This is a genomic window from Pedobacter montanisoli, from assembly GCF_022809115.1.
GTDB classification, from domain to species: domain Bacteria; phylum Bacteroidota; class Bacteroidia; order Sphingobacteriales; family Sphingobacteriaceae; genus Pedobacter; species Pedobacter montanisoli.
Genome location: NZ_JALGBH010000001.1, coordinates 1,173,498 through 1,190,838 on the forward strand (window position 1 = coordinate 1,173,498; position 17,341 = coordinate 1,190,838).

Annotated in this window: 14 protein-coding genes; 11 read left to right on the forward strand and 3 right to left on the reverse strand. The window is 37.3% G+C overall.

Annotated features, from left to right (window positions below):
- Positions 1-90 precede the first annotated feature (90 nt).
- Positions 91-690, forward strand: coding sequence for a hypothetical protein (locus MMF97_RS05180; RefSeq protein ID WP_243360281.1), 600 nt, complete (start codon positions 91-93; stop codon positions 688-690).
- Complete coding sequence (gene rdgB / locus MMF97_RS05185; RefSeq protein WP_243360283.1) at positions 683-1,267, forward strand: RdgB/HAM1 family non-canonical purine NTP pyrophosphatase; 585 nt, start codon at positions 683-685, stop codon at positions 1,265-1,267. Before MMF97_RS05180 ends, rdgB begins: the two co-directional genes overlap by 8 nt.
- Here rdgB and MMF97_RS05190 read toward each other — a convergent pair.
- Positions 1,264-3,396 (reverse strand): OstA-like protein, encoded by a 2,133-nt coding sequence (locus tag MMF97_RS05190; RefSeq protein ID WP_243360284.1) that lies wholly within the window; start codon positions 3,394-3,396, stop codon positions 1,264-1,266. The two genes, rdgB and MMF97_RS05190, sit on opposite strands and share 4 nt — an antisense overlap.
- Before the next feature lie 68 nt (positions 3,397-3,464).
- Between MMF97_RS05190 and tilS the strand changes: the two genes are divergently transcribed.
- From tilS to bshA, 4 genes are all read left to right on the forward strand, one after another.
- Positions 3,465-4,799 carry a tRNA lysidine(34) synthetase TilS gene (tilS, locus tag MMF97_RS05195; RefSeq protein WP_243360286.1) on the forward strand — a complete coding sequence of 445 codons (1,335 nt, stop codon included), beginning with the start codon at positions 3,465-3,467 and terminating at the stop codon, positions 4,797-4,799.
- 12 nt (positions 4,800-4,811) lie between these two features.
- A complete protein-coding gene (locus MMF97_RS05200) occupies positions 4,812-5,294 on the forward strand; it encodes a hypothetical protein (protein ID WP_243360288.1) in 483 nt (160 codons plus the stop codon).
- A 108-nt stretch (positions 5,295-5,402) separates the two neighbouring features.
- The gene (locus MMF97_RS05205) at positions 5,403-5,864 is read left to right on the forward strand and encodes a hypothetical protein (RefSeq protein ID WP_243360290.1); all 462 of its coding nucleotides are present in this window, start codon (positions 5,403-5,405) and stop codon (positions 5,862-5,864) included.
- 144 nt (positions 5,865-6,008) lie between these two features.
- A complete protein-coding gene (bshA, locus tag MMF97_RS05210; protein WP_243360292.1) occupies positions 6,009-7,139 on the forward strand; it encodes an N-acetyl-alpha-D-glucosaminyl L-malate synthase BshA in 1,131 nt (376 codons plus the stop codon).
- A gap of 55 nt (positions 7,140-7,194) precedes the next feature.
- Here bshA and MMF97_RS05215 read toward each other — a convergent pair whose 3' ends face one another.
- Positions 7,195-8,352, reverse strand: a complete 1,158-nt coding sequence (locus tag MMF97_RS05215; protein WP_243360294.1) for a pseudouridine synthase — start codon at positions 8,350-8,352, stop codon at positions 7,195-7,197.
- Between the two features lie 199 nt (positions 8,353-8,551).
- Here MMF97_RS05215 and MMF97_RS05220 point away from each other — a divergent pair, with 199 nt between their 5' ends.
- From MMF97_RS05220 to thrC, 5 genes are all read left to right on the forward strand, one after another.
- On the forward strand, positions 8,552-9,337 hold the full coding sequence (locus MMF97_RS05220) for a lytic transglycosylase domain-containing protein (RefSeq protein WP_243360296.1): 786 nt from the start codon (positions 8,552-8,554) through the stop codon (positions 9,335-9,337).
- Between the two features lie 87 nt (positions 9,338-9,424).
- Complete coding sequence (locus tag MMF97_RS05225; RefSeq protein WP_243360298.1) at positions 9,425-10,480, forward strand: ferredoxin--NADP reductase; 1,056 nt, start codon at positions 9,425-9,427, stop codon at positions 10,478-10,480.
- A 270-nt stretch (positions 10,481-10,750) separates the two neighbouring features.
- A complete protein-coding gene (thrA, locus tag MMF97_RS05230) occupies positions 10,751-13,198 on the forward strand; it encodes a bifunctional aspartate kinase/homoserine dehydrogenase I (RefSeq protein ID WP_243360300.1) in 2,448 nt (815 codons plus the stop codon).
- A 1-nt stretch (position 13,199) separates the two neighbouring features.
- Positions 13,200-14,132, forward strand: coding sequence for a homoserine kinase (locus MMF97_RS05235; protein ID WP_243360301.1), 933 nt, complete (start codon positions 13,200-13,202; stop codon positions 14,130-14,132).
- A 41-nt stretch (positions 14,133-14,173) separates the two neighbouring features.
- A complete protein-coding gene (gene thrC / locus MMF97_RS05240; RefSeq protein WP_243360303.1) occupies positions 14,174-15,481 on the forward strand; it encodes a threonine synthase in 1,308 nt (435 codons plus the stop codon).
- Between the two features lie 129 nt (positions 15,482-15,610).
- On the opposite strand, the gene MMF97_RS05245 is transcribed toward thrC, so the two are convergent.
- A complete protein-coding gene (locus MMF97_RS05245) occupies positions 15,611-17,107 on the reverse strand; it encodes a glycoside hydrolase family 10 protein (RefSeq protein WP_243360305.1) in 1,497 nt (498 codons plus the stop codon).
- Positions 17,108-17,341: the final 234 nt, after the last annotated feature.

The following is a 17,341-nucleotide window of genomic DNA, read 5'->3' on the forward strand; positions in this document are numbered from 1 at the left end:
TAAGGTCTAAGTTTAGTTTATAAAAGTAACAAATTGCACTGCTATAATAAGATATTTAACTAATTTTAACAGAAATTTTTTTCAATTATTATGCATAGTCAGCTAACCCATAACGAACAAGCTTTACGTTTATTCTTTACAGATGATGTTTATCTGGTTAATGAACCTGTGCAGCAGTATGATTTACAGGAAAAACCTTCAGTAGAAAGCAAAGAAAAAGCACCTTTAAAAGTAGAAGAACAATCTGCAAAAATAGAGGTGCCTGTTATTGCTGAAACTCCTGCTGTAACCCAAGCCGTAAATTTTGTGTATTTGGGTAAAAACCAGAAAAATATCCTTGTACTTGTAAATGATGCAGAGAACAGTGTTTGCAGTAAAGAGGGGATGGAATTTTTGACCAAAATTGTAGGCGCTGTAGGCTTAACCAGCAAAGATATTGCTATTTTAAACTTTGCAAGAAATGCACATGCCAGATATGAAAGTCTGAAATCTTTTTTTGGGTTCAGGCTGTTAATGTCTTTTGGCGTTTCTGCTAGTGAACTGGGCTTAGAGAAAGAATTTCCGTTGCATGATCTGGAGCTATACAATGATGTGGAAATCATTTTTACAAGTAATTTACATCCTTTAAGCTCTGATCTGTCTGCAAAAAAGCAGCTTTGGGGAAATTTAAAACAACTGAAATATGTCTAAACAATTAGTTTTTGCAACTAATAATCAAAATAAGAAAGAAGAAATAGCCACCTTAGTAGGCTCTGCCTACGAGGTATTGAATTTAAAAGATATAGGCTGCGATGTAGATATACCCGAAACCGGCAATTCGTTTGCTGAAAACGCTACATTAAAAAGTACCTATGTTGTGCAACATTTTAATATGGATTGCTTTGCTGATGACAGTGGCCTAGAGGTTGACGCGTTAAATAACGAGCCGGGTATTTTTTCGGCCAGATACAGCGGAGTAAAAGATGATAAGATCAATCTTGAATTTCTACTGAAAAAGATGAAAGGTATTCAAAACAGGAAAGCCCGTTTCAAAACAGTGATCTCGCTTATGATGGATCAACAGAATTATCTTTTTGAAGGTGCCATAGAAGGTACTTTGCTGGATAAACCAAGAGGTGAAAAAGGTTTCGGTTATGACCCTATCTTTGTACCCGAAGGTTATGAGATTACTTTTGCTGAGATGGGAATGGAAGAAAAAAACCAGATCAGTCATAGAGCAATTGCTACAAAAAGGCTTATCGCATTTCTGAATCAAAAAGCCGGTTAATTAACCGGCTTTTTGATTTCTATATCTTTTACAATTGTTTTGGGCTTAGCTGTTAGAGGAATACTATCTATGCTTTTGCTATTAACTGTTTTAGGTTTGCTATCTTTAACTGCAGGCTTTGTGGGAGGTTGATTTTTTACAGTCTTTTTAGGTTTCCCTTTAATAATTTCATCTTTATTCGCTGGCCTTAATTCTGGTTTCCAGGTAAAACCTGTCAGGAAACTTTCTTTGGGAAGCTTATCGGCAGGATTAACTGCGCCATCAATCTCTTTAACCATTGTAATCTGGTTAATTTTTTTATCCTTGAATTTAAACCTGATCCGGCTACTTACCGTTTGATTTAAATTGTCTATATCGCCTTTATTGTTTTTAGTAAAATAAATACTTTCGGCATTACCATCTACATACAAATCACGCATTTGCCCATCATTAAAAAAACCGGTGATGAGCTTGCCTTTGATCTGGTTAAATTTAGAAGTGTCAGACTGTTGGTTGGCAATGAAGCCATTCTCAATAATCTGAAAGCTGTGTATTTTTTTGTTTTTTAGAAATACGTTAATGGTATCGCCGGTTTGTTGAGTACTGTCTGTCCACAGAATAGGATTTTTATACCATCTTAAAGTAGAATCAGCAGCGGCAAAAAACAATGAATCTGCCTTTGCCTGCAGGTTGTGTTTAAAAACCTTAACGTTGTGGTAAGCTTTAATTACTCTGGTACGTATCGTATCAGCAGGACTAACCAGCGAATCTTTTACAACAGCTTTGGTTAATGCCTGTTGTGTATTGCCTGTTTTTTTATCCTGTAGCTTTTTACTTGAGTCAGCTTTGAGCTCTTTGTCTATTTTAATGGCTTTCGTATTTGCTGTGTCTTTTATGGCAGGTGGGGCATGTTTGCTAAGCGTGTCGGTAAGTTTTTGTTTAATTGTTGTGTCAGCACTTATAGGAACAACAGTACCCGGTTTATCATCTAAGGATTTTGCATCTTTGCGGTTTTTACTTTTAGGTGCTATAGTAGTAGCATTTCTTTCTTTATTTCCGGTTGCAGTTAAGGCTTTTCTGGCCTCTGCTTTCTCTTTTTCCCTTTCCTGTTTGGCTTTTTCATCTTCACTACCTACTTCGTTATCTTTTTTAATAACAGGTTTGGCCAACAGTTTGAGTGTTTTTTGTAGCACCATCTGGCTTTCTAAAGTATCTGCTCCGAGCCAAAGTGTATCCGCTATTTTTTTATTGTCAACCATTACCGAGTCGTCAGATACCATAGCCACGTAAGGGTTTTTGGTAACTAAGATCTTTTCTATATCTCTGAAATATTCTCCCAAATTTCCCTTCAGAGTAAAATCGTCAACGGTATCTTTAAAAACAATGTTTTTTACGGCTTTTCCATAACCTCGTTTACCATCATAAAATAAACTATCACCTTTTAGAGATTTACTGCCAGTGGTGTAAAGGTTATTTTTCCCGAAAACGGCATTCTCTGTTTTGGTATTATAAACTCCGTTTTCAGTATAAAGATTTTCGTTCTTTTTATTTTTGATATTGGTAGGGCCATAAAAATATGCCCAATTGCTCAACGTATTGTAACGTAAGGTATCTGATTTTATGGTGCTTTCAGGGTTGGTTACCAAAACATCATACCTGAAAAAAGCATCACGGGTATTGGCAAAATACCAGCCTCTTTTACTGGTAATGGTTACATCTTTGGTAACAATTTTTCCCCCGTTAACATAGGTGCCTATACGGGTTGCCATATTATAATCCAGCACGTTGGTAGTTAAGGTAGAATTGTTTTTATCTACCATGCGTACATTCTTCTCTAAGTGGGCTAGCTTTTTATTGCCGTCGTAATTGAGCAGGTCTGAATAAATATTCAGGGTATCGGCCTGATTAATGTGTACATTGCCAAAAGCTTCAAAATAATTCCGTTCTTTATAAAATACAGCACTATCGCAAAATAAACGGGCATTATCATGTCTGAATGTAGGATTCCTTAGGTACGCAATCTGGTCTTTATTGGCGCCATGCATCATGTCGGCCCGCTCCAGGAAAATCAAAGTGCGTTGTCCCGGTGTTTGACCAAGTAAGAACAAAGGCGAAAAAAGAAAAAATATAAATGTTAAAATCCTGTACACGCTGCAAATTTAGATTTAATTTTAGAACTGTTTATCAGAAGCCATAAATATTTAAATAACTTTGAACAATGTTGTTGCCCTTAAATGAATTCGTACAATTTGTAAGCCAAAATCAGCTGTTTACAGCTAAGGATAAAGTCCTTTTAGCCGTAAGCGGGGGTAAGGATTCTGTATTAATGGCATATCTTTTTAAACAGGCCGGATTTAATTTTAGTATTGCGCACTGTAATTTTAATCTGCGAGGAGAAGAAGCGCAAAGAGACGAAGCTTTTGTAAAGCTTCTGGCTACTACTTTAGGTGTGCATTTTCATGTTGTGCATTTTGATACAGCAGCTTATGCGGCTGAACATAACATATCTATACAAATGGCTGCCCGGACGCTTCGTTACGACTGGTTTGAGCGGCTTTGTGTAGAAAATAATTACGCTTGTGTAGCTGTAGCCCATCATCAGAACGATTCCATAGAAACTTTGCTGCTTAACCTGGTGCGTGGAACGGGTATCAGCGGGATGCATGGTATTTTAGCTAAGAGAGATCAAATTGTAAGACCTTTATTGTTTCTGTCACGTCAGGAGATAGACGAATGGATCAGCAAAAACCATATTGATTTTGTAGAAGACAGTTCAAATCTGAGCAGCAAGTATGCCCGCAATAAGATAAGATTGGAAGTAGTTCCGCACTTGCGACAAATTAACCCAAATCTGGAAGAAACTTTTGCGCAGAATATAGAGCGTTTTGCACAAACCGAAAAACTGTTGCAACATGTGGTTAACGGGCTGCGGGAACAAATGCTGGTTAAAGATGGTAATCATATATTAATCAGTAAAAAAGATGTGCTGAGCTTAGAACCTCAACAGTTGTTGTTTTATGAGCTCTTATTGCCTTATCATTTTAGTGCAGTGGTCTGTAAAGAAATTTTAGAACATCTAAATGCACAAAGTGGAACCTCTTTTTACAGCAAGAGCCATAGAGTAACTGTTGACAGGCAACAACTCATCATTTCGACAGCTGAAGAAGATTATCCATATTTTGAGATTGATCATGAAGGAACTTTTACGGTAAATAGTGTTGTAAAACTGCAATTGAGCTATAGCGATAGTTTATCATTTGATACAAGGAGAGAAGCCGCATATGTGGATGCGGATCAATTGGTATTTCCGCTTACAGTTAGAGTATGGAAGGCGGGCGATAAGTTTAAGCCTTTGGGTATGAAACAATTTAAGAAACTCAGTGATTTTTTTATAGACCAAAAAGTGCCTTTGCCGCAGAAAAACGAAAACCTGGTTTTGGTAAACGGCAATGATGAAATTATCTGGCTGGCTGGAATAAGGCAGGACGATCGCTATAAATTAACTGCAAGCACAAAAAAAGTTGCTATATTCGAACTGTTAAATATCATTTAATTTAAGCGACCAATGGACAGTAAATATCCTTTCGTTGAGAAACAATACATAGGCAGGGATTATATCCGTATTTGTATCAGGTTATTGATGGCTGCATTTTGTTTTGGTGCTTATGTTTATGAAAGAGACCGTGATAATACTGTAGATCTGTTTCTTGTGGTAGGCTTTGGTATCATAGCTGTATCTATCATTCTCTTGTTTTTAATTCAGTATAAAACCACTATAACCAATAAAAGTGTAATTATAGATGGTTTATGGACTGCAAAAAGAGTAAAAATAGACTTGAATAGCATTGTAAATGTGCGTAAGGCTACCTATAGCAATTATCTTTTTAATAATCCCGTTTATAACCTGCATAAAAAAGGAAGCATCAGATTTTACTCTTCAGGTAAGGATGCTGTTGTACTTACAGATCGTGATGGTTTAGAGTATTTTATTGGTACTCAAAGACCTAACGAGATGCTCTTGGTTATCCAAAAGGAAATGAACGGTTAAATCCAGTATCCCTTCAATTTTAATTTGCTTTTTCATTACAATAAGTTTTAAATTAGGAATAGTTATTGCCTTACTAAGGCATGTTATATGTTAATTAAATTGAACAATATGAAAAAAATCTACACCTTGTTAACCGTCGGATTTAGTTTATTGTCAGCAAATGTTTTTGCTCAAAAATATACCTCACAGGTTTCTAAAGATTCTTTAACCACTTTAAACTATAGGTTAGATGCTCTAAAGGCAAGCCAAAAGTTGTATGAGCTTAAGATTAAAGAGGCCGATGAAGAGGCTGAAGTTGAAAAACTAAGGGTAAAACTCACAGATGCCAATGCCAAAGCGGAACAAGCCGCAAAGAAAAATACATCTGTTGCCGAACTTTTAAAAGATGGAAAAACAGAGCATAAGAATGTAGCTAAAGCTGCTAAAGCTGCTCAATCTGAAATGGCTGCAGCCGCTAAGGCCTTAGAAAAATACAATAAGCAAATTAAAAGAGTTGAGGATTTACGTGCCCAGATACAAAGTGAAGAGCAAAAAATTACACAGAAAAGCTCACAAGTTGTATTTAAATAAAGGTTATAATTTTTTTAAATAAGAGCAGCCGCATTATTCCTAAAAAATATGCGGCTCTTTTTATTTTTAATTACAGACCATTAACAAAAAGTTAAATGTATATCGGTTACTTTGTTTTATAAAAACAGCAAATCATTAAACTAAATGAAAATAGGGATTGTTTGTTATCCTACCTTTGGAGGTAGCGGCGTTGTAGCCACCGAGTTGGGTAAAGCTTTGGCAAATCAGGGGCACCAGGTACATTTTATAACCTATAGCCAGCCAGCCAGACTAGACTTCTTCTCAGCCAATTTGTTCTATCATGAAGTAGCGGTAAGAGATTATCCTCTTTTTGATTACGCACCTTATGAATCGGCTTTGGCCAGTAAATTGGTAGATGTGGTAAGGTTTGAGCAACTAGACCTGTTACATGTACATTATGCCATTCCGCATGCTTCTGCCGCTTTTATGGCAAAACAGATTTTAGCCACATACGGTATAAATATTCCTGTAGTAACCACCTTGCATGGAACAGATATTACACTGGTAGGAAAAGATGCTACTTACAAACCCGTAGTTACTTTTTCTATTAATCAGAGTGATGGTGTTACAACAGTATCCCAGGATCTAAAAGACGATACTTACCGCCATTTTGAGATTACCAAAGACATCAGAGTAATACCAAACTTTATAGATTTTAACCGTTTTAGTCTGCAACCCAAAGATCATTTTAAGAAAGCCATTGCACCAAACAATGAACGGATTTTAATTCATACCTCTAACTTTAGAAAGGTTAAACGCACGGCTGATGTGATTAAAATGTTTCAGAAAGTTCAGGAAGTAATTCCTTCAAAGCTGCTAATGGTGGGCGATGGCCCTGAACGTTCGGCAGATGAACAATTGTGCCGTACACTAAATATCTGCGATAATGTTCGCTTTCTAGGTAAGCAGGATGCTATTGAAGAAATTCTTTCGGTATCAGACCTGTTTATTATCCCGTCAGAAAATGAGAGTTTTGGTTTGGCCGCTTTAGAAGCGATGGCTTGTAAGGTTCCGGTAATCTCTTCAAATGCAGGAGGTTTGCCAGAGCTGAATATAGACGGCTTTTGTGGCTATATGAGCAATGTGGGCGATGTAGATGATATGGCACAAAAAGCAATCTCCATTTTAAAAGATGATGAAACTTTACAAAGGTTTAAAGAGAATGCATTAACGAGGGCTAAAGATTTCGATCTGAAAAAAATATTGCCTCAATATATTGAGCTTTACAATGAAGTGATGCAAATCAAATCATAATAGAATAAATAACCTGAAAAGAAAAAGGTGTCTAAAATTAATTAGACACCTTTTTTTATTTGATTAGATGTTTAATCTGTATCAGTTCGTGCTCATCAAGGTAACGCCATCTGCCCCTTGGTAAATCTTTTTTGGTTAAGTTACCATAAACTACACGGTCAAGTTTTACCACATCATAACCTAAGTGTTCAAAAATCCTTCTTACGATACGGTTTTTTCCACTGTGTATCTGAATGCCTATTTCGCGTTTACTACCTCCGCTTACAAAAGAAATATTGTCTGGCTTAATAAAACCATCTTCTAGGTCCAAACCAAATTGAATTTTGTTGAAATCACCTTGTGTAAGATTTTTGTTCAGTTCAACATGATAAATCTTAGTAATGCCGTTTCTCGGGTGCGAAAGTTTATCAGCCAGTTCACCATCATTGGTCATTAATAACAAGCCTGTTGTATTTCTATCTAAGCGACCTACAGGGTAAATGCGTTCTCTGCTGGCATTATCAACCAATTGCATTACAGTACGGCGTTCCTGGGGATCATCGGTAGTTGTGATGTAGTCTTTTGGTTTATTTAAAAGTACATAGATTTTTTTCTCCCGTTTAAGCAATTCGCCATTGTAACGTACTTCATCTTTAAACGGATCTACTTTAAAACCTAATTCAGAAACCACCTTGCCATTTACGCTGATTACACCAGCCTCTATAAGTTCGTCGGCTTTTCTTCTTGAGCAAATACCTGAATTAGAAATGTAGCGGTTTAAACGGATGGTATCTTGTTCAACACTGGTCTTTTTCCTTGGTCTTAAAACAGGAGCTACTCTTTCTCCTTTATCCTCGTTGGCAGTGTTATGATTGTATTTTGAGATTTCTCTTTTTCTGAACGGGCGGTTATCTGAAAACTTACCCTGTTCATCTCTTTTGTAACCTTCTTTGCCTTTATAGCCTTCTTTACTGCGGGTACCGCGGTCAAATTTTGAAGGTTTAGAATCAAATTTATTAAATTCTTTGTTTTTACTATCCTTGTTATCTTTAAATCTTGGCGAAGGACCGTTTTCTTTAAAATTTCTTGGTGTGAAATTCTGTGAATCCTTTTTACCTGATTTAGAAAAGGGCTTCTCAGCAGTTCTTCTTCCTCCTCTTTTTTCGCCCTTACCAGACTTGTCATCCCGACTGTTCTTGTGGTTATCTTTGCTCATCATATATTCAAAATGCATAAAATATGCGGATGCAAAATTACACAAAATGTGCTAATGTATTTCTAAAAAAATGCGCTAAAAGAATAAAAATAGAATCGATGTTTAAAGTGCTTTAGAGGCTGTTTTTTGCGGCTTATTTTGTAACTATTTGATAATTAAATAAATATGTATTATCTTTGCTGCCCTAAAATTATTGTTTAACTAAAAAAGGAGGAAGATGTTTAAAAAACACCTCATTCCATTGGTAGCAATTTTAGTAATGCTACTTATGGTAAAAGTGTTTGCTTATACACGACCGGCAGTAAAAACAAGTCTTGGAGAAGACAAAAAAATCAACATTATACAAAAGGCTGAGGAGCTTAAACCTAAACACGAAGAGCAGTTGGCTTTTGCAGAAGAAACATTACCAGTAGGTGATGAAAAAGTAAGCAAAAAGATGAAAAAAGCATTAGCTGCCTTCTCTTATCAGAAATTACAAACTAACCGTTTGCATGAAAAGGCGGGGAAATGGTTCCCGATTATTGAGCCTATTCTGGCGGCATACGGTATTCCTAATGACTTTAAGTATTTGCCTTTGGTAGAATCCGGTTTATTAGACGGGGTTTCTCCTAAAGGAGCGGCTGGATATTGGCAATTTATGCCAGGTACAGCCCGCACTTATGGCTTAAAAGTTAATGGTCAGATAGACGAAAGATATAATCTGCGCAAATCTACCATAGCGGCATGCAAGTATCTCAATGAATTGTATGGTGTTTTTGAGAGCTGGACTTTAGTTGCAGCAGCTTACAATGTAGGCGATACGCATATGAAGAAACAGATTAGAAAACAGAAGCAGGATAACTACTTTAAGATGAAGCTGAACAGAGAAACTGCCAGTTATGTTTATAAGCTGATATCTATGAAAGAGATCTTGGAAAATCCGGCGGTATATGGTTACAAGAATCAAAGACCATTTATTGCCTATAATGTTGAAAATGAAAATGCTAATACTGCAATTGAATAGCATTTACATGTGATAAGCAATTTGCCCCGGTTTTTAATCGGGGCTTTTTTATGTCTCAAAGTTTAAAAACGCTACATTAGCATTGTTATGCATAACAGGAAATTAAAGGTTACAGCGGTAGAACAGCAGGTTAATGAAACGATAAAAATCACATTTGAAACGACAGATGGTAAACCGTTTAGTTATAGTGCCGGACAGTTTTTAACCTTGGTATTTAATGTAAATAATAGGGAGTTGAGACGGTCTTATTCTTTTTGTAGTTCTCCTCATGTTGCCGAACCTCTGGCTATAGCTGTTAAATTGGTAGAGAATGGTGAAATTTCCAGATTTTTGCATCATCAGATAGCTGTGGGCGATGTTGTAGAAGCAACAGAACCCAATGGTCAGTTTATTTATGAAATCAATGCAGAAATAAAACGTACAGTTTTTCTGTTTGCCGCAGGTGTAGGTATCACGCCTTTGTTCTCTATCTTAAAATCGGCGCTTACAGCAGAAACGCACAGTGAGGTTGTACTTATTTTTAGTAACAGAACAGCCGAAGATGTGCTTTTTAAAGACGAGCTTGACGCTTGGAAAGAAAGATATGCTGAAAGACTGACTCTGATTTATTTGTTCAGCAGTTCAAAAAACTTAATGCGGGCACGGTTAAATAGCTTCTTAATTGGCCAGTTGGTACATGAAAATATACATTTCGATGCTAAAGATGCACTTTTCTATACCTGCGGACCGGTAGATTATATGGATATGTGCAGAATTAAGCTTTTAGGCCTGGGTTATGCGCCTGTACAAATTAAAAGAGAGACCTTTGTTTTACCCGAAGATGAACAAGATGAAGATGATACCACTGAAAAGCTGGTAGATAAAAATACCTATACTGTTAATTTGATTTTTCGAGGAAGTCAGTACCGTTTAGCGGTTCCTTATCCTAAGCGCATTCTGGATGTGGCATTAGAAAATAAAATAAAACTGCCTTACAGTTGCAGCGGAGGTGTATGCAGTACCTGTGCAGCTACCTGTATAAAAGGAGATGTTCGTATGGATTATAACGAAGTGCTTACTGACGAAGAAATTGCCGAGGGCAGGGTTTTGGTTTGTACCGGACATCCTACACAAAACGATACGACCATAACCTGGGATGCATAATCTGATCCATCTCGTTTCTTAAGTATTAAAAATCAGGTATTTGTTTTTTGAAATAATGCTTGATAAAGTAAAATTTTATTTTCTACTTTGCGGTGTACACAATACACTTACAGCAAAATGCAATTTAACACTTCAATTATTACAACAATTATTACCACCGGAATTTTTTCTGGGGGATAGCCTGTTGTTATAATCTGAAGAACATATAAACACAGAAAGCGCCCCCAAATTTTGGGGGCGCTTTTTTTATTTAACCATATCCTAAAAACGATGAAAGTACTGAAATTCGGCGGCACATCCGTAGGTTCGGCCGAGAACATTAAAACACTTTTAAAACTTGTATTACAAGAAAAACAGAACGAAAACCCGGTAGTTGTATTATCGGCAATGAGTGGTGTAACCAATATGCTTACCGAAATGGCCGAAATGGCCGAACGGGGCGAGCCTTTTGCTGCACAACTTAAACAAATTGAAAACAAACATTTTGAGGTAATCAGGACGTTATTGCCTGCAGCAGATCAAAATCCGGTTTTTACAAAGATCAAGATATTTTTGAATGAACTGGAAGATGTTTTACAGGCCGTTTCTTCATTAAAAGAACTAAGCCTGCAAACTAAAGACCTGATCTTGAGCTATGGCGAGAAATGCGCTACTTTTATGGTTAGTCATATTGCTAGGCAGTATATTGATAATCCCTTGTATGTTTTTGGAGCAGATTACATTAAAACTGATCACAATTTTGGTAATGCCAAAGTCGATACTGTTTTAACAGATCTCTTAATCAAAGATTTTTACCATTCAAATCAAGATAAAGTACTTTTTGTAACCGGCTTTATCGCCAGTAATACAGAAAATAAAGTAACCACTTTGGGTAGAGGCGGCTCAGATTATACTGCTGCAATATGGGGTTCGGCATTAGATGCAGAAGAAATACAAATATGGACAGATGTAAACGGCATGATGACCGCAGATCCCCGTATGGTAAAGAAAGCTTTTTCATTGGAGGAGTTAAGCTATACTGAAGCGATGGAACTGAGCTATTTCGGAGCCAAAGTCATTTATCCGCCTACCATGCTGCCTGCATTTCTTAAGAAAATACCTTTGGTTATCAAAAACACTTTTCAGCCCGATTTTAAAGGTACTTATATTAGAAGCGATGTAAAACCCTCTGTTATGCCTATTAAAGGTATATCTTCTATAGATCAGATCAGCATCATCAATTTATCAGGAGGTGGAATGGTAGGAAAAGCAGGTTTTAGCGGGCGCTTGTTTTCCCTGCTATCCCGAGAACAGATCAACGTGGTATTGATTACCCAATCATCATCAGAACATAGTATCACTTTTGCTGTAAAACCATCAGATGTAGAAACAGCTATCAAATTGATCGAGAAAGAATTTGAACTGGAACTCAATGCACAAAAATTAAGTCGGCCAGAAGTAGAACATAACCTTGCCGTTTTAGCAGTGGTTGGAGAAAATATGAAACATACTCCCGGGATGAGTGGCAGGCTTTTTCATGCATTAGGCAGAAATGGTATTAATGTAAGAGCTATAGCGCAGGGATCTTCAGAATACAATATTTCGGTTATTATCGGGAAAGATGATTTATCAAAAGCGGTAAATGCTGTTCACGATGCTTTTTTTACTGATCTTAAACGTACGTTGAACATCTTTTGCTTAGGAACAGGAAACATAGGGAAAACCCTTTTTACTCAGTTAAAAGAGCAGATGCCATTTTTAGCAAAGAATAATGATTTGCAAGTAAGGGTTACAGGTATAGGCAATACCCGGAAAATGATTTTTAATGCCGAGGGCTTAGATCTGAGTGCTTGGGAAACTGAATTGAACGAGCATGGCGAACAGGCGGAGTTGAAACAATTCATTGACCAGATGATAGCTATGAATTTACCAAACTGCGTTTTTGTGGATAATACCGCCAGCGAGGCACCTGTAACTTTTTACCAGCATATCTTTCAAAATACGATTTCTATAGTAACCTGTAACAAGAAAGGCAACTCAGCGGCCTATGCGCAATATAAATCATTTAAAGATGCAGCCCGTAAACATGGTGTAGATTTTTATTACGAAACCAATGTAGGTGCGGGATTACCTATCATACGCACTTTAAAAGATTTGATGATGAGTGGCGATAAGATTACCAGGATAGAAGCAATTTTGTCGGGAACGATCTCTTACATCTTTAACAATTTTAAAGATGATGCCGGATTTTATGAAACTGTTAAACAGGCACAGGATTTAGGTTATACAGAACCCGATCCGCGTGATGATCTGAATGGTAAAGACTTTATGCGCAAGATGCTTATTCTGGCTCGTGATGCGGGTCACAATCTCGAGGCAGATGATGTAAAGATTGATAATATTTTGCCTGATTCATGTTTGCAGGCTCCAACAGTAGAAGCTTTTTATCAGGAACTGGAGCGCAATGCCGCTTATTTTGAAACACTTAAAAATAAAGCAAAAGACCAAAATAAGGTATTACGCTACATCGGTAAACTGGAAGATGGAAAAGCTGAAATCAGCTTACAGATGGTAGATGAAAATCATCCTTTTTATATGCTTTCGGGTAGTGATAATATTATCTCATTTACCACAGATCGCTATATGAACAGACCAATGGTGGTAAAGGGACCGGGAGCGGGAGCTGAAGTAACTGCAGCTGGTGTTTTTGCTGATATCATTAACGTGGGGAGAGCATAACATGAAAAAGCAGATTAAAGTATTTGCTCCCGCTACTGTAGCCAATGTGGTATGCGGTTTTGATGTGTTGGGTTTTGCCGTAAATGAACCTGGAGATGAAGTAGAAATGACTTTAACAGATCAACCGGGAGTTAAAATTGTACAGATAACAGGTGATAATGGAAAACTCCCTTTGGAAAGTCATAAAAATACAGTAAGTGTATCTGTACAGCATTATCTGAAACACATCAACAGAGAAGATGTGGGTGTAGAAATCACTTTACATAAGAAAATGCCTATAGGTAGTGGACTAGGTTCAAGTTCGGCAAGCACAGTTGCAGGTCTTTTTGCCATTAACCAATTAATGGGTAGTCGATTAACAGCAAAAGAATTGATTCCATTTGCTATGAAGGGTGAAGAACTGGCTTGTGGTTATGGTCATGCAGATAATGTAGCTCCTGCTCTAATGGGAGGCTTTGTACTGATTAGAAGCTATGATCCTTTGGATATTATATCTCTGCCAGTACCAACCAATTTACATGCAGCTATCGTTTATCCCGAAGTTGATGTGCCTACCAAAGATGCCCGGCAAATGATCCGTACAAAAATTCAGTTGAAAGATGCGGTTACACAATGGGGCAATGTTGCAGGTCTGGTAAGTGGGTTGTTTTTAGATGATCTGGATTTAGTGGGACGTAGTATGAAAGATGTGTTGGTAGAACCTTTTCGTTCTATTCTGATACCGGGTTTTGAAGAATTGAGAAATATAGCCATAGAAAACGGAGCAGTAGGATTTGGCATATCGGGTTCAGGGCCGTCGGTTTTTGCATTGACCAAAGATTCTCTTACTGCCAGGAAAATAACCGATTTACAGCAGGCGCATCTTACAAAAATGAAAATCAACAGTTCTGCTTTTGTATCAGCCGTAAATACTGAAGGGCCTAAGCTATTGTAATCTGGCCTCCAATTATTTGTACATATAATCAATATTGAAAAATGGAATTCTATTCAACCCAAAATAAAAACCTTCGCGTATCCTTTAAGGATGCTGTTTTTAACAGTATGCCTTTAGATAAAGGATTGTATATGCCTGAGTCTATTCCCCGGTTAAGCAGTCGATTTATTGACCAGATAGAAAAATACAATTTGCCGGAAATTGCTTTTGAAGTGGCTTCTGCCTTATTGCAAAACGAAATACCTTCCGAAACGTTAAGAAAGCTTATAGAAGATGCTGTAAATTTTGAAGCACCCGTGGTAAAGCTCGATAATTCTACTTACGTGCTAGAATTATTTCATGGTCCTTCTTTAGCTTTTAAAGATTTTGGAGCGCGTTTTATGAGCAGGGTAATGAGCTACTTTTTGCAGGCAGACGAACCTTTGCTAGATGTATTGGTGGCTACATCTGGTGATACCGGAGGAGCAGTGGCTTTAGGTTTTTTAGGTGTGCCGAATACGCGGGTTACTATTCTTTATCCTAAAGGAAAGGTTAGCCCAATACAAGAACTGCAGTTAACCACAAATGGGCAAAATATAAGAGCAATAGAAATTGAAGGTACTTTTGATGATTGTCAGGCATTGGTTAAACAGGCTTTTGCAGATGAAGAATTGAACCTTAAATTACGCTTAACTTCTGCTAACTCCATTAATATTGCCCGTTTAATACCGCAAACTTTTTATTATTTCAATGCTTATGCTCAACTTAAACGCAAAGGTGTTGAACAAGTAACTTTTGCTGTACCGAGCGGTAATTTCGGGAATATAGGTGCTGGCCTGCTGGCTTATAGGATGGGCTTACCTGTAAAGCAGTTTATTGCTGCGACTAATGTAAACGATACGGTTCCCCGTTATTTGGAATCGGGGATTTACCAAACCAAACCATCTGTGCCTACTTATGCAAACGCTATGGATGTAGGTGCACCCAGCAACTGGGTACGCATTATGGATTTGTTTCATAATGATATGGAAGCCGTAAAAACGATGATCAAAGCTTATCGTTTTACCGATGAAGAAACCTTAAATGGTATGAAAGCGATTTTTGATAAATATAATTACATCGCTTGTCCGCATACAGCCATTGCATATCTGGCAACCGAAAGGTATAAAAGTGAAAATAAGACAAATGATGAAACAACGGTATTTTTGTCAACTGCGCATCCTTGTAAATTTCCTGAAGTGTTTCCTGTAGAAATGGCTGCTAAGATAGAAGTTCCGGCTCAGGTTAGGGATTTGATGCACAAGCCTAAGCAATCTGAGCAATTGGCAGCTGATTTTAATGTGTTTAAGGCTTACTTGATGCAATTTTAATTAAAAAGGGTTGTTTATAGACTATAATGTCAGACTGAGCTTGTCGAAGTCTCTCTATGGTAGAGGCTTTACATTTCGACAGGCTCAATGTGACACAGGCCTATTTAAAACAACCCTTTTTATAGCAAATTATAAATTAATAATATCTGCTTTACTTTCATTTCCTATTCTGTCAACCGCCGTAACCATAATGGCTTTTAAGGTCTGTGTAGATTTGACTTTACCATTTAGCTCAATGGTTTTTGGCAATTGAAGGAATGAACTCTTGGCATTTAAGGTACGGTATGTCCACTTGGTGCCATACTGGGTATAAACTACATATTTAAATACATCTTTAGCGTCTTTTTGTGCCCATTTGATGTATAGGTCATTGTCCCGGTTTTCTGTAGTTACTGTAGGTGCCGCTGGAAGGTTTTTATTTAACCATGGAGATTGAGGTACCAAAGCTTCTTCCTGATAAGGGCCTGCTAATAAATCTTTACGCAAACTTTCATGTTGAACTAAAGCTGCAATGCTCCAGTGTGCCACTCCGGGCGATGAAGGTGTAATTGCACGTGAAATCATGATCTGATTGATGATTTCGTCGCTGTTTTTTTCACCGCCGCCTATTCCACTGTTTAATCCGGGCCATAAGTGGCGTTGTTTAGTGTTTTCTGAATTCCACCAGTTCAATAACACAGGAAAACTTAAAGGTATATTATTAATTTGCCAATATAATTGTGGCATAAAATAATCTATCCAGCCTTTATTTAACCATAATTTGGCATCGGCATAGAGTTTATCATATTGATCCATTCCCCTGATTGATTCGGGATAACCCGGGCGCCATATACCAAAAGGACTGATCCCGAATTTTACATATTTTTTCTCTGCCTTAATAGTTTTGTAAACACGCTCCACAAAAGTATTTACCTGTTCTCTGCGCCAGTCACCTCTTGATAATTTGCCGCCTTTGTTTTGGTAAGCAGCATAACTTTCATCATCAGGAAAATCGGCGCCGCCATTGTATTCGGCGTAAGGATAAAAATAATCGTCAAAATGTACACCATCTATATCATATCGTTTAACAATATCTTTTACCACGGCAACAGCCAGATCCTGCGTTCCTTTTTTTGAAGGATCGAACCACCAATAGCCTTGTTTTAATTTTACTACCAGATCAGGATGTTTCTTCACTACTGAGAAATCGCTAACAGGGCCACCGGCAATGTGATGTGCACGGTAAGGATTTAACCAAACATGAAGTTCCATACCACGTTCATGAGCAGCATTTACCCAAAATTCTAAAGGATCATAATAAGGATCGGGTGCTTTACCTTGTTCTCCTGTTAGGTAATATGACCAGGGTTCCAGATCGCTTTTATAAAATGCGTCTGCCTGAGGTCTGATCTGAAAAATAACTGCATTAAAATTATTTTTCTGCAACATATCTAATAAAGCAATGGCTTCATCCTGTTGTTGCTGTGTGCTAAGACCCGGTTTGCTTGGCCAGTTGATATTAGCAACACTTGCTATCCAAGCTGCCCTGAATTCACGCTGCGCCTTGGGGCCATTTACAATTTGACTTTTTACTTGTAAGATGATTAAACAGCTGAGGAGTGTAAAAATGATGGTTTTTTTAAGCATGATCGCAAAGTATTTTTCTCAATAATAAAAATATTTTGTCTAAATACCGCATATACCTGCAAAACAAAACATAAAGCAGCAATATAAAAGCTTATTTTCTTGGTTTTTGATACAACCAAAGCGTTTGTTCTATAAACTTATTTTATAAAGATATACTCGTGTTAAGATGTTAGAGAAAAAAGGAGAACAATTTGTGCATTAAGCTGTTATAGTTGATGTTGTTAAACTAAATTT

Bases quoted from the DNA above. Each gene is read 5' to 3' on its own strand.
- MMF97_RS05180 (WP_243360281.1), top strand. From the start codon at position 91: ATGCATAGTCAGCTAACCCATAACGAACAAGCTTTACGTTTATTCTTT.
- rdgB (WP_243360283.1), top strand. From the start codon at position 683: ATGTCTAAACAATTAGTTTTTGCAACTAATAATCAAAATAAGAAAGAA.
- tilS (WP_243360286.1), top strand. From the start codon at position 3,465: ATGTTGTTGCCCTTAAATGAATTCGTACAATTTGTAAGCCAAAATCAG.
- MMF97_RS05200 (WP_243360288.1), top strand. From the start codon at position 4,812: ATGGACAGTAAATATCCTTTCGTTGAGAAACAATACATAGGCAGGGAT.
- MMF97_RS05205 (WP_243360290.1), top strand. From the start codon at position 5,403: ATGAAAAAAATCTACACCTTGTTAACCGTCGGATTTAGTTTATTGTCA.
- bshA (WP_243360292.1), top strand. From the start codon at position 6,009: ATGAAAATAGGGATTGTTTGTTATCCTACCTTTGGAGGTAGCGGCGTT.
- MMF97_RS05215 (WP_243360294.1), bottom strand. From the start codon at position 8,352: ATGCATTTTGAATATATGATGAGCAAAGATAACCACAAGAACAGTCGG.
- MMF97_RS05220 (WP_243360296.1), top strand. From the start codon at position 8,552: ATGTTTAAAAAACACCTCATTCCATTGGTAGCAATTTTAGTAATGCTA.
- MMF97_RS05225 (WP_243360298.1), top strand. From the start codon at position 9,425: ATGCATAACAGGAAATTAAAGGTTACAGCGGTAGAACAGCAGGTTAAT.
- thrA (WP_243360300.1), top strand. From the start codon at position 10,751: ATGAAAGTACTGAAATTCGGCGGCACATCCGTAGGTTCGGCCGAGAAC.
- MMF97_RS05235 (WP_243360301.1), top strand. From the start codon at position 13,200: ATGAAAAAGCAGATTAAAGTATTTGCTCCCGCTACTGTAGCCAATGTG.
- thrC (WP_243360303.1), top strand. From the start codon at position 14,174: ATGGAATTCTATTCAACCCAAAATAAAAACCTTCGCGTATCCTTTAAG.
- MMF97_RS05245 (WP_243360305.1), bottom strand. From the start codon at position 17,107: ATGCTTAAAAAAACCATCATTTTTACACTCCTCAGCTGTTTAATCATC.